The sequence below is a fragment of the Alloprevotella rava genome (assembly GCF_014195585.1).
In the GTDB taxonomy this organism is placed as follows: Bacteria; Bacteroidota; Bacteroidia; order Bacteroidales; family Bacteroidaceae; genus Alloprevotella; species Alloprevotella rava.
On the sequence record NZ_JACICA010000002.1, the window covers coordinates 282,077 to 298,981 of the forward strand.

The window sequence follows — 16,905 nt, forward strand, 5'->3', positions numbered from 1 at the left end:
TTCACCAGAGTTTATAGTATTTTTGCCCTTTTTCTAATTCTCCTATATATTTGATATATACATCATCATCCATATAAACAGACCTATACGAAGACAAGTGAAAACCTGTTCACGAGCTTCCACCTAATGACGGTTTGTTTACCCAGGGCTTGCTTCCATACCCTATTTTTATCCGAATAAATAAAAGATATATGCAACGTAAAAAACTTATTTCCTTTCTGCTCTGTCTTATCCTGCTGTGCACAGGTTTTATGCCCGTAGCGGCACAAAGTAGCAACAAAAGCAGCCTATTGGGAAAACCGCTCGCTATGCAGTCCCCCCAGACAGACGCACTTACCAATGCTGCCAGCGTGAGCTTCTCCAGCTCCACCACACAGCTCAACGCTCAGCCCAAAGTAAACCTCACCATCACCAACCATGGTACGGCGAAGATTAGCTCTATCAATTACACTTACGAAATCAATGGCATTTCTCAAACAGGCTATAGAACGTTCTCGACAGCTTTACCTGCTCTTTCTGACCAAACGGCCAAATTCGACATCACCTTACCTAAGATGACCGTGAAAGGCTCGCGCACGTTGACAGTGACCATCAATAAGGTGAACAATCAAGCCAATGAAGACAAAGCTCCTGCTGAGACACACTACATCGCCGTTTATTCCGAGATTCCTAAAAAGCGTACTTTGATAGAAGAGTACACCGGCACTTGGTGTGGCTGGTGTCCAATCGGATTTGCTGCAATGGAAATGCTCGATAAGGCTTTCAAGGAGGACTTCATTGGTGTAGCCTATCACAAAAACGACCCAATGGCTTTTACAACTGACTATTCCATCCCTGTGGGCGGTTTTCCGATAGCTTCCCTTGACAGAATTGAGAACTCTCTTAGCCCATACAAAGGCAAGTCAAGTAGCGGCTTCGGCATGAAGAATCTGTTAGAAGAAAAAAACAAGATGTTCACGCCCTTATCTATCAAAGTGGAGGCTTACTTTGAGGATGAGGCGCAAACCATTATCCAGACACGCAGCACAAGTTCTACGCCTGTCGATTTGAAAGAAGCAAAATTTCAAGTGTCCTATATCCTCGTGGCCAATGGCTTGACCGAAGCGGGCGATCCTTATCACCAAGGTAAATGGGCACAGCATAACAATCTAAAAGGTAATAGTAAGACTTATCCCGAAGAAGATTTTAAACCTTTCACTTCAGGAGACTCTTTCGTCAAAGGTCTTACCTTCAATTTCGTGGCTTGTGCTCGTTCCAGCAAACATGGTATCGCTGGCAGTCTGCCCACGGAAATGACAGCCGATGTGGACTACACGCACGACTACCGCTTCAAACTGGCCATGGCAAAGAATGCTGCAGGCCACGAAATATATCAGGACAAGAACAAACTGGAGGTAGTGGCTTTCATCATTAACTCAGAGACCAAGAAAGTAGTCAACGCCTGCAAAACAAAAGTTCAGTCCTATCCTGTACATACGGGCGTGACCGACATCACTACCGCCGGCAGCGAAACTCCTGTTGCTTACTACAGCGTAGACGGGAAGCGCCTCAACGCTCCTAAGCAGGGTATGAACATCGTACGCCTCAGCAACGGCACTTCTCGCAAAATCTTCATCAAGTAAGTTGCACGCTTAGCAACCTGCTTTCTCTCATAGCGCCCAGCTCTCTCGCTTGGGCGCTTTTCTTTTATTTCGAGCAGCATTTCCCGCACGCTGTTTTTCACCATTTCTTTGACAACCAACTTTTCTCTTTTAGAAACGGAAATCTCAAAGATTTCGCTCAAAATCACTTGGATGGGTACGAAAACATCTGAACCGTGAAGTGCTTTCCTTATTTTTCGGTTAAAAAGGATAGAAAAATACCGATTTCGCATAAAATCAGTGGCCAACATGTCCCGAATAAGCGCATTTTTCCTTATTGTGTCAGCTGACACAATAAGGCTATCAACTGACATCCTTATTGCGTTTGAGAATATCCTTATTGTATTTTTCATTTTGCCTTGAAAAGCTAAAAATAGCCCTATTTGGGTAATGCTTCAAATAGGCGTTATTTCCAACCGCAGGCAAAGAAGTTGGATTTTGAGCCATTCTCGAGGCTGTAGACTGCGAAGCGAGTTGACAATCATAAAGAAGCAGAATAGCAAAAACATGGAAAAAACCTTGAAGAAGGGAGTGATTTTACCAGAGTTTATACTATTTTTGTCCTTCGTCTGATTTTCCTGTTTTTTGGTATATATACCATCTTCCATGGAAACAGACCTATACAAAGATAAGTACACACTCGCTCATAAGTTGCCGCAGAATGGCAGCTTGTAGCTTCGGTGTATGCTTCCATACCCTGTTTTTATCCTAATCAATAAAAGATATATGCAACGTAAAAAACTTGTTTCCTTTTTGTTCTGCCTCGCCCTGCTGTGCACAGGTTTTATGCCCGCAGCAGCACAAAGTAGCAACACATTAACCTACGGGGCTTACGAGTCAGGGCCTACTACAACGTGGGGCACCAAAAGAATCGAAAACTATGGAGTAGCTATGCTGCTCAAAGATCCGGCACTCGTGGGGCTCACCATCACCCGCCTGCGCATTCCTTTTGCAGACGATGCCGAGAATCTCTCCAAGGGAGCTGTTTTCCTCAGTAAGAAACTAAATGTGAACAACAGTCAGAATGTGGCCGATGTGCTGGTCGACAGTTTCGCCATCCAGGCTGGCTGGGTCGATGTCACACTCTCCCAACCCTACACCATTACGGAGGAGGGCATTTATGCTGGCTACACCTTCAACGTTGATAAGACTTCCAATAATCCTATTGTTACTGTCAACCAACCGTCGGAGGAAAATCTATGGGTATTTACGGGGCGCACTTTCCGCGTATGGAAAAAGAAAAGCGCATTCCTGAGAAAGTCATTGGCCATGCAGGTCATTCTGACAGGAGCAGCCCCCAACGCTGCTGGTGTGTCTTTTGCAGACAATATCACGCAGCTTGGAGCTCAACCGGAAGTAGAGCTTAGCATCCACAACCATGGGACATCCGCTATCAGCTCTGTTGACTATACCTATGAAATTAACGGCATCAGCAATTCGGCCCATCAAGAGTTTAGCACCCCTATACCGGTACACTTCGGCCGCACTGCAAACTTCAACATCACCCTGCCACAAATGACCCAGAAAGGCATTTGCCCGCTCACAGTTACCATCAATAAAGTCAACAATCAAGCCAATCAAGGAAAGCTTCCTTCCGCCACGCAGAATATGAATGTCTATACTTCCATACCTAAAAAGCGCGCACTCGTGGAAGAGTACACTGGAACATGGTGTCCTTGGTGTCCGAAGGGATTTGTAAGCATGGAATTGCTGGCAAAAACTCTAAAGGAGGATTTCATTGGTGTGGCCTACCACGACCGCGACCCCATGGCATTTTCGCAGGACTTCCCCATCTCCATCGGAGGTTTCCCCACGGCTTCCATTGACCGAGAGGAAAAAAACATTGATCCCTTCCACGGCAGATCTGGTTCAGGCTTCGGCATGAAAACTTTGGTGGAACAGAGAAACAAGAGATTCACACCGATGAACATCAGCGTGAAGGCTTACTTTACGGACGAGGCTGAAACACAAATCCAAGCGCAGTCCAGCACTTTCTCCACCCGCGATTTGGGTTATGCTAACTACCAAGTGGGCTATATTCTCGTGGCCAACGGTTTGACTGAAGCCGGCGACCCTTATCATCAAGACGGATGGGGGCAGAGAAACAATCTGGTGGGGGAAGGTAGTACTTTCCCGGAAGAAGAAATGAAACCGTTCACCAATGGTAGCTATCTCATCAAAGGCTTAACTTTCAATTTTGTGGCTTGCGACCGTTCCAGCAAGCACGGCATCGCTAGCAGCTTGCCCACTAAGATGACAGCAGATGTGGACTACACCCACAATTACACTTTCAACCTCGACAAAGCAAAGAACCCCGCCAAATATCCCATCTATCAAAACAAAAAGATGTTGGAAGTGGTGGCCTTTATCGTTGACCCCACCACCAACTACGTTATCAACGCTTGCAAGACAAAGGTTCAATCTTACGCTACACATACGGGCGTGAACGATGTGACTACTGCCGCCAACGAAACTCCTGTTGCTTACTACAGCGTAGACGGGAAACGCCTCAACGCTCCCCAAAAAGGTATGAACATCGTACGCCTCAGCAACGGCATATCTCGCAAAATCTTCATCAAGTAAGTTGCACGCTTAGCAACCTGCTTTCTCTCATAGCGCCCAGCTCTCCCGCTTGGGCGCTTTTCTTTTGTGCGAAAGGAGATGTACTTAGCAGCGTGGTGTTTCGTCTTCAAAAGAATCGGAGCAATAAGGTTGCTCCGCGCCACACGAAAGACACCCCACACTCCCCTGTGGTAGCCGAGCACTCCCCTTCATGGGGAGATGGAAAGGGCTTTCTTATCAGTCCCTCTCTCCCTTTCGTTTCTCCATACAAAAAGGCCACCCAACACTGCGTTGGGTGGCCTGTGAAATATGTAGGGTCTGCTGACCCATTCGAGGTTTGCTTATTCTGTTTCGTGCAAGCTCTCCGGCATCATGATAATGGCGCACTTGTTACTCTGCTTGAGAAGCACGTTTTTAGCAAAGTTCTGAATGTCTTGGCTTGTTACGCCGTTCACTGCAGCCTCGTAACCCGTGCGTCCGTCTTGGTTCCAGAAAGTTTTAGCAGAGATAAGTCCTTGCCAGTATCCATTATTCTTTTGGCTTTCCTGGTATTCCTTAATCTCAAACTTCTTCACCTTGTCAAGTTCTTCGGCGGTCACGCCCTTTTCTGCAATCTCCTTGATAGCTTCATTCATAAGCTGAAGCGCCTGGTCCACATTGGCAGGCTTCACAGGGCAGTAAAGCTGAACAGAATACTGCGGGTGGAAGCCATAGCTTGCGTTAGCACCAGCCTGCGTACTGTAGGCGATGTTAGCCTTTTCGCGGACACTCTGGAGTACGCGGTCATCGAGCACAGAACCAAAGGCGTTGATAATTTGCGCCTCTTTGAGCGAGTAGGGGTGGCTACCGTGGTAGAGGATAACGATGTTAGCCTTCGGTGTTTCCATACTGCGCACAAACTTGTTGGTCACCTGGCCTTTCACAAGTTCGAGTTTCGGATCGCGGCGTACTTCCTTTTTCTTAGCAGCTGGGATAGACGCGAGATAAAGTTCGCAGAATTGTTTCAGAGAATCAACATCTACGTTACCAGTAAAGAAGAACGTGAAATCAGACGGGCTGTTGAAACGCTCACGATAAATCTTCTGCATCAGCTGATAGTCGTAGAGAGCGAAGTCTGCCTTTTTCTGTTCCGTCGTGCGGATGCGCGCGTCGTGACCATAAATGGTTGTGCGGATAGAGTCAGAGAAAGCTGTTTCGGGAACCTTTTCAGCGTTCTCCAACTGCGTCTTCATGCTCAGCAAAGTATTGTTGTAGGCTTCGGGATCATTACCTATAGCTGTAAACTTGAGGTAGAGCATCTCGAAGAGCGTACGCAAATCCTTCGGAGTAGAGCTTCCGCCGAGACTTTCAGTATCGTTGTTGATAGATGAGCTTAGACTTGCCTGCTTGCCAGCCAAAGCTTTTTCCAACTCAGTCTGCTTGAAGTTGCCCAGACCTGTACCGTCCACGATGTCAGCAGCCAGCTGTGCGTTGACAAGTGTCTTGGGGTCCTTGATATTCAGTTCGTTCAGACCACCCGCACTTTGTGCGCTCATGATTATCTGGCTCTCGTTGAAGTCCGTCTTCTTGAAATAAACCACTGCACCGTTAGAAAGCGTCCATTTAGTATAGCCGAAGTCAGCAGCTTCCTGCTTCTTCACGCTGCCAGCCTTGGGCAGTTTGGTGATGAGCGGTTCGTTCTTCACATTGTCCACATAGGCAGTGACATTTTCAGCCATACCTGCTTCAACGGCCGCCTTCATCTGTGCTTCAGTAGGAACTACCACGCCATCCTTTTCAGGATACATAGCGAGGAACACGAAGTTCGTGTCGGTGCGTGCCGTCAGTCCAGCCACCATCTGGCTAACCACAGGAGCGAGCTGCTTGGATGCGCGGAGCTGTTGTGAAATCATCTTGTAGAGGTTATACTCTGTTTCGATGCTGGGGATAGCGTTACCCTCGAGGAAGTGGCGGTAGTACTGCGGGATGTAGTAGCTACTCTTCTGCTTGTCGCGGTTGTTGTAAACGGCCTCCAAGTTGCTGAGGAATTCATCATCTGCGCGCATCAGCTCAGTCTCTGTAATACCGAATTTGTTAGCGCGTTTGATTTCCGCCATAACTGCCTTGACAGCTTCAGCGTCCTTACCGGGCTTCGGAACGATGTAAACGGACAATGCGTCACACGTCTTGGAGAGCAGATAAGTGCCGTAGTCCACTCCTGCCTGAACAAATGGGCAGTCGGGCTTTTGTGTCATTTCGCTGAAACGTTGGTTCAGAGCCGAAGTGGCCAGTGCAGTGAAATAGTTCTGCATCAGGAAATACTGAGAACCGCGCATGTTGCGATCCATGGGTTCCGTCTTGAACATGATCTCCATCACGCCAACAGTCTGTTCCTTGTCCTTGTCGATAACATAGATAGGTTCGTTGTTGTCAGGCACAGGATAGCTCTCATATTTAGCTTCGTTCTTCGGGTTGGGCAGGTCGGAGAAGAGTTTCTTAACCTTAGCCTCCATTTGAGCAGCGTCGAAGTCGCCCACCACTACTATGCCCTGCAAGTCGGGGCGATACCATTTGCGGTAGTAGGCTTTGAGCTCCTCGGGCTTAAAGTTGTCCACCACGCTCATCAAACCAATTGGCATGCGCTTGCCGTAGCGTGAACCCGGATAGAGCTTCTCGAGGTTGCGGTTCAAGATGCGCTGACTGGCACTTGAGCGCAAACGCCACTCTTCGTGGATGATGCCGCGCTGCTTCTTGATTTCTTCCGGTGTGAGGAGCAAGTCGTGGCTCCAGTCGTGGAGGATGAGCAAGCAGCTGTCAAGGTTAGCCGGCGTCACGGGTACGTTGTCGATGTTGTACACCGTTTCGTCCGTACTGGTGTAGGCGTTGAGGTTCTCGCCAAACTTCACGCCGATTCTTTGCGTGTAGTTGATGATGCCGCTACCAGGGAAGTTGGTGGTTCCGCCAAAGGCCATGTGCTCCAAGAAGTGAGCCAGACCGCGCTGCGATTCCTCCTCCTGCACAGAACCCACCTTCTGCACGATGTAGAAGAAAGCCTGCTTCTCAGGAAGATTGTTGTGACGGATGTAATAGGTCATGCCATTGGGCAGGACACCCATGCGAACTGCCGGATCAATAGGCAGCTGCGGGATTTGCTGGATTTGCTGTGCAAAAACCTGCATCGCGGGCAAGAGAGCCAGCGTCAGCAGGAATAGCAAGGTTTTTTTGAACTGTTTCATCAGTCGTTGGATTTATGAATTAAAAGAATTGTATTGTATCTATTACAGTATTGTATAATGCAAATGTAAGACATATTCCGCATATCTACACAGATTCATAACAAATTTTAAGCTACAATAAATGCAAAGAAAAACTCACACATAGTCCTGTATTTGTCCCTCCTTTCCGTTAGCGGCGCGAAAAGACCTGCGCGAGCATAGCTTTTAGCAACACTTTCAACCGCTTATTTTGTAGCCGATTTCTTTACACTCACGTTTTCTCACTTACACTCCCATTTTTCTGCATCTTTGAGAAACTGACTTTTTCTTCAAAACATATTGAGCAGCACTCTCACAAAAATTCTCCATTTTCTCCGTTCAACTTGTCGTTTTCTCCTTTTTGCTAAAAATTTTGAGCAGAATTGCCCGTTTTTAGGCTAAAGAGGCTCGTCAATACAATAAGGATGTCGGCGGACAGAATAAGGCTATCGGCCGACACAATAAGGATGCCAGCGGACAGCCTTATTGTATCCACGAATCCGAGGTTTGCTCCGATTCACACATACGGAAGCGCGCTCAGTTTTGAGCCACTGACGGAGGCATAGAATAAGAATCTATTTGACAAAGTAAGGCGCTCGCTTCCCTCCCTTTAGACGGTTCTTGCAAAGGTCTGAGAGAGGGGTGGAAGAAAGGACTGTGGCAACCGCTATGAGCAAGCTGGTGAAGATTAAGTGTTGCTAAAAGGCTCGATTGCTTTTGCTTTCCCCGCTGTAAGGGTTATCTTTGCTTTCTTAAAGCAAGAAAATAGAGCGGAATGAGTATAACACGATTGGCGCGCCCGTTTTTCCAACACCGTTTGAAAGCGATAGCGCGCTATGCCACAGATGCGGAAGAAATCCAACGAAAGGTGCTGAAACGCCTGCTGCGCGAAGCGGCCCAGACGGCCTATGGGCGTGACCATGGGTTTGGCGAAATCCGTTCCTACGAGGAGTTTTCCCACGCCGTTCCCGTGAACACCTACGAAGAGCTCAAAGGCTTCATCGACCGCATGCGCCATGGTGAGCGCGATGTGCTTTGGAAGGGTGGTGTGGAATGGTATGCCAAATCGAGTGGTACTACCAATGACAAATCTAAGTTTATTCCCGTTTCCTCCGACGGACTTCGCGACACGCACTATGCAGGTGGCACCGACGCGGTGGCGCTCTATCTGCAAAACAATCCCGAGAGCCGACTCTTTGATGGGCGCGCCCTCATTTTGGGCGGTAGCCATCAGTCGAACTATAACCTCCCCGGCTCGCTCGTTGGGGACTTGAGCGCCATTCTGATTGAGAACATCAATCCCGTGGTTAATCTTTTTCGTGTCCCCAAGAAGCGCGTGGCGCTGTTGAGTGACTTTGAGGAGAAGCGCGACCTCATCGCGCGAGAGGCACTACGGAAGAACGTGACGAATTTGTCGGGTGTGCCGTCATGGATGATGGGTGTCATCACGCGCGTCCTCGAACTCAGCGGCAAACAATACCTCGACGAGGTGTGGCCCAATCTGGAAGTGTTCTTCCACGGCGGTATTGCCTTCACGCCCTACCGCGAACTGTATCGCAGTTTGATACGCAGCCCGCGGATGCACTATATGGAAACCTACAACGCCTCCGAGGGCTTCTTCGGTTTGCAAAGCGACCTGGCAGATCCAGCCATGCTGCTGATGCTCGACTATGGTGTGTTCTACGAGTTCATACCGCTGGAGGACGTTGGGAAGGAGCAGCCGCAGGTTGTGCCCCTTTGGGAGGTGGAGACAAACCGCAACTACGCCATCGTCATTACCACGAGCTGCGGCTTGTGGCGCTACCAGATTGGCGACACTGTGCGCTTCACGCAGATAAGGCCCTATAAGTTCGTCATCTCTGGCCGCACCAAGAGTTTCATCAATGCCTTTGGCGAGGAACTCATTGTGGACAACGCCGAACAAGGACTGGCCGAAGCCTGCCAGCAGACAGGCGCACAGGTGAGAGAATACACGGCCGCCCCCGTCTTTATGGACGAAACGGGCAAGTGCCGCCACCAGTGGGTCATAGAGTTTACGAAGATGCCCGCCAACGTTGGGGAGTTTGCCACCATACTTGACCGCACGCTCCAGAACCTCAACAGCGACTACGAAGCCAAGCGACACAAGGACATCACCCTCCAACCCTTGGAAATCATAGTGGGGCGCACAAATCTCTTCCACGACTGGCTCAGTTCGAGAGGCAAACTCGGCGGGCAGCACAAGGTGCCGCGCCTGGCCAATAACCGCGCCATCATTGAAGAAGTGATAGCCTTGAACAAATGACCTTGAGTTGGGTCGTTCTCGGACTGCGCTGATTGATCCAACCAGTCTGAATACAGATACAGTTACAAGAACCTGAAAGTTTATGAATATATCGCGCAACATCCTCCCTTTCTTCCTGCTGCTCGCTTTAGCGGCAGGACTGGCCTCTTGCGCCAATCCAGGCTCAGGCCCCGACGGCGGCCCGTATGATGAGACCCCGCCCAGCGTGCTCCAAATGTCGCCACAATTAGGAGAGAGCAACGTGAAGAAAGCTAAGAAAATCACGCTTACATTCAGCGAGAATGTGAAGCTGGAAAATGCGTCCGAAAAGGTGGTAGTATCCCCGCCACAGCTGGAAGTACCGGAGATAAAAGTCAGCGGGCGACAGGTGAGCATAGAACTGATGGACAAACTCCGCCCTAATACAACCTACACGGTAGATTTCTCCAATGCCATCACAGATGCCACGGAGGGAAATCCGCTCGGGCAATTCACCTACTATTTCTCTACGGGAGAAAGCGTCGACACAATGGAAGTGGGCGGCACAGTGCTTGATGCGAGCAATCTGACCCCTGTGTCGGGCATCCTCGTAGGCCTCCACTCGAATCTGAACGATACGGCTTTCACCAACACCCCATTGGAGCGCGTGGCGCGTACTGACAGCCACGGCCGCTTCAGCATCAAAGGCGTTGCGCCCGGCACGTATCGCGTCTTTGCCCTGCAAGACATGGACGGCGACTTTAAGTACACCCGCGGCGAGAAGTTGGCGTTTACGACCAAGTCCTTTGAACCCTCGTGCTACCCCGATGTGCGCTACGACACCGTATGGGCCGATACGATTCATTATGATTCTATCCGCACCATCAATTATACCCATTTCACGCCCGACGATATTATTCTGTTGGCATTTCAGGAAACATCGGTGATTCATTCCCTTCTGAAAATGCAGCGCGATATTCCTACGCGCTTCACGGCTTATTTCACCGCACCAAACGATAAACGCCCCGTGGTGCGCGGCTTGAATTTCGATGCCTCCAAGGCGCTCATTGAGGACCACTCGGCACACAGCGACACCATCACTTATTGGATTCAACAACCCGACGTGGCCCACAACGACACGCTCCGCTTCCTTTACAGCTACCAAGCCACGGACGACTCGACACATCAACTCTGTGAGCGAACAGACACCATGGAGCTGGTGCCACGACTGACCAACGCTCGCCTCGATAAAGAACGAGCCGAGAAAGAAGCCCGTTGGAAAAAGCAGCTGGAGAAGCGACACAAGCGCGGAGACTATACGCAGGAGCGTATGCCTGTGGAAGCGCTCAAGATGAGCACACAAACGGCGAGTCCCTTCACACCTATCGACAATGTTAACTTTTCCCTCGAAGAACCCCTCTTATCTGTGGATTCGCAAAAGTTTCATCTCTTCCACAAAGTGGACAGTACTGAAACGGCAGCTCCTTTCCGCATGGAGCGCACTGGCTTGCTGAAATTCCGACTCATAGGAGAATGGCGACCCGGACAGAAGTATCGGCTCGCCGTAGACAGTGCCGCCGTGGTAGGTATGTCCGGATTGGTCAACAAGTCGAGCACGCTCGACATCAGCATTGCTACGGCCGAGGATGTAGGCTCTCTCTTCATCACCATCCCCGATGCCGACAGCACGGCCATAGTACAGTTGCTCTCGAGCGATACGAAAGTGGAGCGACAACTCAAGGTGAAGAACCAGCGCGCCGACTTCTTCTATGTCCGCCCCGGCACTTATTATGTCCGCTGCTTCTTGGACAGTAACGGCAATGGTAAGTGGGATGTGGGCGAGTATGCAACGCAGCGTCAGGCCGAGGAGGTTTTCTATCTGTCCGCGCCGATAACCGTTCGCGCCAATTGGGATGTTGATCAAAACTGGACACTTCGCGCACTGCCGCTCACAGAGCAGAAACCAGCAAATCTCTCCAAAGTGAAAGCCGACAGCAGACGCGAATCGGCACATCAAAAAAACTTGAATAGAAAACGGGATACAAAATAAGTTGCGCTAACAGCGACAACATTTTGTCCCTTGAATTTCGTAACACATAACTAAAACTTATGAAACATCTTAGAATACTCATCCTGACAATGGTTCTGAGCAGCGTTGCAGGCCTTGTCCGCGCGCAGTGTTCCGCTTCAAACACGGCTTTCCAAAACGGAGAAACGCTCGTCTTTGATCTCTACTTCAATTGGAAGTTTATCTGGATAAAAGTGGGCAATGCCACTTGGAGCGTTTCGCAGACACAATACAACGGAAATCCCGCCTATCGAACACGACTCATAACACGCGGCTCGGAAAGAGCAGACAAATACTTCGTCATGCGCGACACGCTGACGGCTTACACAAGCCTGAACCTCTCTCCGCTCTACTACGAGAAGAATGCAAAAGAGGGCGGACAGTATAGAAGGGAGCGAGTGTGGTACACATACCCCAACGGGCAGTGCCACTTAAAGATGTTCTACAAAAGAGACGACAAACCTGCTAATTGGAAGCAGTTCCAGTCGAAATACTGTGCTTTCGACATGGTTAGCATGATGCTGCGCGCCCGCTCCTTTAATCCGGACAATTATAGTCCTGGTCATCGCCAGAGCTTTCTTATGGCTGAGGGTAAACGCGCCGAATGGAAAACGCTCGTATATCGAGGAAAGGAAAACGTGAAGATGGAGGGACGCACCACTACCTACCGCTGCCTCGTGTTCGACTACTTGGAAAAGGAGGACGGAAAGGAGAAACGCATCGTGACGTTCTATGTGACGGACGACGCAAACCACCTACCGGTCCGTCTGGATATGTACCTGAATTTTGGAACGGCTAAAGCCTTCCTCAGCGGCTGCCGAGGACTGCGCAACCCTATGGGAGCTGTGGTGAAGAACTAAGTGTTTCGTAATTCATCTATCGCATTGAAACTTATCATTGACAACGCTATTCCTTTTATAAAGGGAGAGGCGGAGAAATTGGGAGAAACCGTGTACAAACGCGGGGCAGACATCACGGCAACTGATGTGCGCGATGCTGATGTACTGATAGTGAGGACGCGCACCCGCTGCGACCGCGCTCTGCTTGAGGGTTCGAACGTTCGCCTTGTTGTGACGGCCACCATAGGCTTTGATCACATCGACACAGCCTGGTTGGCCGAAGCGGGCATTCGGTGGACAAATTGCCCGGGCTGCAACGCCGCGAGCGTGGGTCAGTATGTGGCGTGCTGCTTGTTGAGGTTGCAGCAAGAGAAAGTACTCGATGTGAGAAGCCTTACTATTGGCGTGGTCGGCGTGGGACACGTGGGCACGGAAGTAGTGGCAGCTGTCGAGCGATTGGACTGTCGTATTTTGCAGTGCGACCCTTTCCGCGCCGAAGCCGGCGAAGAAGATTTCGTGGAGCTCAAGACCATTGCCGAACAGGCCGATGTTGTCACTTTCCACACGCCGCTGACCAAAGACGGGCCTTATCCTACGCATCATTTGGCCAATGCTGATTTTTTCTCCGCTTGTCGGGCGAAGCAGCCACTCATTATCAATGCTGCACGCGGAGGAGTTGTTGATGAGCAGGACCTACTGGCGGCTATCGACCATAAGCACGTGAAAGGAGCGATTATAGATACGTGGGAACATGAGCCACAAATCGATCAACGCCTTTTGGAAAAGGCCTTCTTTGCTACTCCCCACATTGCGGGCTATAGTGCTGACGGAAAAGCCAACGGCACACGGATGTCGCTACAAGCCGTGGCCGATTTCTTCGGACTGGACATCGCGTTCAACATTCTCCCACCTGCTCTTCCAGCCAACTATCGTTACAATCCGTTTGAGCGTCCTGTCTGTGAGCAGCTGCGGCGCTACGATCCGTTAGTGGACAGTATGGCGCTAAAGAAGTATCCGATGCTTTTCGAGCAACTTCGCGGCAACTACCCACTGCGCAGAGAATGATAGTTTTAAACCACAAAAGCGAGGAGACAAGCCTCCCCCGCATCGCTCGCAACATTGCGCCTTTCAGCCCCATACTTGTGACTTTCAATACTTTCAAGTAAATTTGCAACAAAATATATACAATAAATAATATGACAGATCATCAACTCTACATCTACAATACGCTGACGCGTACCAAGCAGCTGTTCAAACCTATCCATGAGGGGCGCGTCGGTATGTATGTATGCGGTCCCACCGTTTACGGCGATCCCCATTTGGGACATGCGCGTCCAGCTATCACCTTCGATATTCTGTTCCGCTATCTCAAGCACCTGGGCTACAAAGTGCGCTATGTGCGCAACATTACAGACGTAGGCCATCTCGAACACGATGCAGATGACGGCGACGACAAAATAGCTAAGAAAGCAAAGCTCGAACAACTCGAACCGATGGAAGTAGCGCAATTCTACACAAACCGCTACCATCGAGCAATGGATCTACTCAACGTGTTGCCGCCAAGTATTGAGCCGCACGCCACAGGCCACATCATCGAGCAAGAAGAACTTGTAAAGGAGATTATGAGCAATGGTTTTGCCTACGAGGCTAATGGCTCTATCTATTTCGATGTAGAAAAGTACAATCAGAAGTATCACTACGGTGTGTTGTCGGGACGTAATCTCGACGACATCATTAACCACAGTCGCGATCTGGCTGGCACTGACGAAAAGCGTAATCAAGTTGACTTCGCCCTTTGGAAAAAAGCCCAGCCCGAGCACATTATGCGCTGGCCCAGCCCTTGGAGCAATGGTTTTCCTGGTTGGCACTGTGAATGCACGGCGATGGGCCGAAAATACCTCGGCACAGAGTTCGACATACATGGAGGAGGAATGGACCTCGTGTTCCCCCACCACGAGTGCGAGATAGCGCAAGCTGTGGCTTCGCAAGGGAAGCCGATGGTTCGCTACTGGATGCACAACAACATGATAACCATCGAAGGCAAGAAGATGGGTAAAAGTTTGGGCAACTTTATCACGCTGTTCGAGTTCTTTACGGGAGAGCACGAAAAGTTAGACCAAGCTTACAGTCCAATGACTATACGCTTCTTCATCTTGCAGGCGCAATACCGCTCAACAGTTGATTTCAGCAACGAAGCCCTCCAAGCCAGCAAGAAAGGCCTCGACCGCTTGATGGAAAGTATTGTAAACCTCGAGCGCATTGAGCCAACGGCCAACGGGAGTATCACGCTGGACTACGCCAAGGAGCTGGAGGCGAAATGCTATGAGGCAATGGACGACGACCTTAATACGCCGATCGTTATCAGCCACCTATTCGACGCTTGCCGCGTTGTGAATCAACTCATAAATAAGAAGCAGACCATCACCTCCGATGCGCTGGCCAAGCTGAAAGAGGTATTCCGCACTTTCTCTTTCGACATCCTCGGTCTGAAAGCCGAATCCGACGGCAATGCCGCACGTGAAGAGAGTTTTGGTAAGGCCATCGATCTCCTTCTTGAGGTTCGCGCCAAGGCCAAGGCAGCTAAGGACTGGAGCACCAGTGATCAGATTCGCGACGAACTTTCCGCCTACGGATTTGAAGTAAAAGACACCAAAGACGGTGCCACTTGGAAACTTAATAAATAAGTCGACAACAGGAGACAAGGGAGAAATATCCAAACGCAGCCTTTGGGCAGAAGCTTAGAACCATCCTCCCTCGTCTCCTGTTTGTTCTATTTTTTACTCCCCAACTTGTATCTAATAACATTTTTAATATGAATAAAATTATCAGAACACTGTTGCTTCTGACGCTTATAGCAGGCTTCGGCCAAATGCAGGCGCAGGACGTAATGGTTATCAGCAAGACCAACGGAAAGGACGTACGCTTCAACGCAAACAATGTAGATTCCGTTTTCTATGAATCTGTCTATTCTCTTCCTTATTCTAACGCCCTGAATGGAGAACAAGGCAATTTCTATGTGGTAAACAAAACGCTGCCCGAAGGCTTTACCTCAATTTGGAAAGGCGACAGCAGATACGCATGTATGAAAGCGTCGGGCTATGCAAATGGTCAAAAGTACGACACAGAAAGCTGGCTCATCTCTCCGAAAGTCGGACTGCTCAACACAACCTCTGCCACACTCACTTTCGAGCATGCAGGAAAATTCTTCCAAGACATATCGCAGGAAGTCTTTGTTTACGTCAAGGGCGACAATAGTGAGTGGGAGAAGCAGACTATCAGCATCTACCCCACGAGCTTCACGTTCAAAAAAGTCTCTATCGACCTCTCCAAGTACATTGGGCAAGCCGTGGAAGTAGCCTTTGCCTACACCAGCACCACTGCTTCTGCTGGCACATGGGAAGTAAAGAACGTGTCGATAACGGGTTCTTCCGATTCGTCGACAGATCCTGACACCACATCAACGGAATTTAAAGGTTACTTTGAACTACCTGTCATCACCAAAGAACAACTTGCGCAAGCAAATCTCAAGTATATCCAGCACAGCTTCAGTCATGGCGGTAAGGAAGTACGTTCTTACGAAATGCTCTACGATACTAATCTGAAAATGGCCTATTGGGTGGCGTATCCTCTCTGCTCTTTCTATACGCAGAAGAATACAAAGCGCACCGATGCTTGGGGATATGATCCAAAGCTCCCTCAATCAGAACAATCTACAATGAAGCATGGTCTCGGCCATGGCTATGATCGTGGTCACCAGATACCGAGTGCCGATCGTTTAGTTACGAAAGAAGCCAACGAACAAACGTTCTACTACACCAACATGACCCCACAATTGGCGGGTCTGAACCAGAAAACATGGCAGAAATTAGAGACAGCACTGCGCTCAACGTTTATGCCGACAACTGATACTCTCTACGTGGTCACTGGAGCTATGCCGACAACGCCCGACAATATGACAATTACATATATGAGCGACAACAACGGCGTTCAAATAGCCATACCGAAGTACTACTTTAAGGCCATCTGCGCTGTCAACCGCACAACGGGCGAAGCAAAGACGATGGCTTTCAAGATAGACCATGTAGCCACCAACGATAACTATTTGAACTACGTTATCTCTGTTGCCGAATTGGAACGCCTTACGGGATTCACCTTCTTCCCTGGCATTGATCCAAAATACAAGAAATCTACTTCGTGGTAATTCATACAGAGGCTTCTCTCACCTTATGGGGAGAAGCCTCTTCTCTTTCTTCTCAACGTAGCCCCTTGAGGCCTTGCTCGAGAAGAGCATACAAAAAAGCTGAACTCTTTATTGGGAGTT

The 16,905-nt window shown here is 49.5% G+C and carries 9 protein-coding genes; 8 read left to right on the forward strand and 1 reads right to left on the reverse strand.

The features are described from left to right. Positions 1-191 precede the first annotated feature (191 nt). Together FHS60_RS03125 and FHS60_RS03130 are read left to right on the forward strand one after the other, a co-directional pair. A complete protein-coding gene (locus tag FHS60_RS03125; RefSeq protein ID WP_244957413.1) occupies positions 192-1,622 on the forward strand; it encodes a thioredoxin family protein in 1,431 nt (476 codons plus the stop codon). A gap of 744 nt (positions 1,623-2,366) precedes the next feature. Beyond that, a complete protein-coding gene (locus FHS60_RS03130) occupies positions 2,367-4,223 on the forward strand; it encodes a thioredoxin family protein (protein WP_244957414.1) in 1,857 nt (618 codons plus the stop codon). 320 nt (positions 4,224-4,543) lie between these two features. Here FHS60_RS03130 and FHS60_RS03135 read toward each other — a convergent pair whose 3' ends face one another. Beyond that, positions 4,544-7,417, reverse strand: coding sequence for a M16 family metallopeptidase (locus tag FHS60_RS03135; RefSeq protein ID WP_183694843.1), 2,874 nt, complete (start codon positions 7,415-7,417; stop codon positions 4,544-4,546). Between the two features lie 793 nt (positions 7,418-8,210). Here FHS60_RS03135 and FHS60_RS03140 point away from each other — a divergent pair. From FHS60_RS03140 to FHS60_RS03165, 6 genes are all read left to right on the forward strand, one after another. Further along, complete coding sequence (locus tag FHS60_RS03140; RefSeq protein WP_183694846.1) at positions 8,211-9,719, forward strand: GH3 auxin-responsive promoter family protein; 1,509 nt, start codon at positions 8,211-8,213, stop codon at positions 9,717-9,719. An 82-nt stretch (positions 9,720-9,801) separates the two neighbouring features. Then, positions 9,802-11,727, forward strand: coding sequence for an Ig-like domain-containing protein (locus FHS60_RS03145; protein ID WP_183694850.1), 1,926 nt, complete (start codon positions 9,802-9,804; stop codon positions 11,725-11,727). Between the two features lie 59 nt (positions 11,728-11,786). Further along, the gene (locus FHS60_RS03150) at positions 11,787-12,605 is read left to right on the forward strand and encodes a DUF3108 domain-containing protein (protein WP_183694853.1); all 819 of its coding nucleotides are present in this window, start codon (positions 11,787-11,789) and stop codon (positions 12,603-12,605) included. A 24-nt stretch (positions 12,606-12,629) separates the two neighbouring features. Next, positions 12,630-13,649, forward strand: a complete 1,020-nt coding sequence (locus FHS60_RS03155; protein ID WP_183694857.1) for a 4-phosphoerythronate dehydrogenase — start codon at positions 12,630-12,632, stop codon at positions 13,647-13,649. A 131-nt stretch (positions 13,650-13,780) separates the two neighbouring features. Then, positions 13,781-15,268, forward strand: a complete 1,488-nt coding sequence (gene cysS, locus FHS60_RS03160; protein WP_183694860.1) for a cysteine--tRNA ligase — start codon at positions 13,781-13,783, stop codon at positions 15,266-15,268. A 128-nt stretch (positions 15,269-15,396) separates the two neighbouring features. Then, entirely contained in the window at positions 15,397-16,785 is a 1,389-nt protein-coding gene (locus FHS60_RS03165) for a DNA/RNA non-specific endonuclease (protein ID WP_183694863.1), read from the forward strand. The last annotated feature ends 120 nt before the right edge of the window (positions 16,786-16,905 follow it).

What these genes read in the sequence shown, in the direction of transcription:
- FHS60_RS03150 (WP_183694853.1), top strand. Translation starts at nt 11,787, where the DNA reads ATGAAACATCTTAGAATACTCATCCTGACAATGGTTCTGAGCAGCGTT.
- cysS (WP_183694860.1), top strand. Translation starts at nt 13,781, where the DNA reads ATGACAGATCATCAACTCTACATCTACAATACGCTGACGCGTACCAAG.
- FHS60_RS03130 (WP_244957414.1), top strand. Translation starts at nt 2,367, where the DNA reads ATGCAACGTAAAAAACTTGTTTCCTTTTTGTTCTGCCTCGCCCTGCTG.
- FHS60_RS03140 (WP_183694846.1), top strand. Translation starts at nt 8,211, where the DNA reads ATGAGTATAACACGATTGGCGCGCCCGTTTTTCCAACACCGTTTGAAA.
- FHS60_RS03165 (WP_183694863.1), top strand. Translation starts at nt 15,397, where the DNA reads ATGAATAAAATTATCAGAACACTGTTGCTTCTGACGCTTATAGCAGGC.
- FHS60_RS03135 (WP_183694843.1), bottom strand. Translation starts at nt 7,417, where the DNA reads ATGAAACAGTTCAAAAAAACCTTGCTATTCCTGCTGACGCTGGCTCTC.
- FHS60_RS03125 (WP_244957413.1), top strand. Translation starts at nt 192, where the DNA reads ATGCAACGTAAAAAACTTATTTCCTTTCTGCTCTGTCTTATCCTGCTG.
- FHS60_RS03145 (WP_183694850.1), top strand. Translation starts at nt 9,802, where the DNA reads ATGAATATATCGCGCAACATCCTCCCTTTCTTCCTGCTGCTCGCTTTA.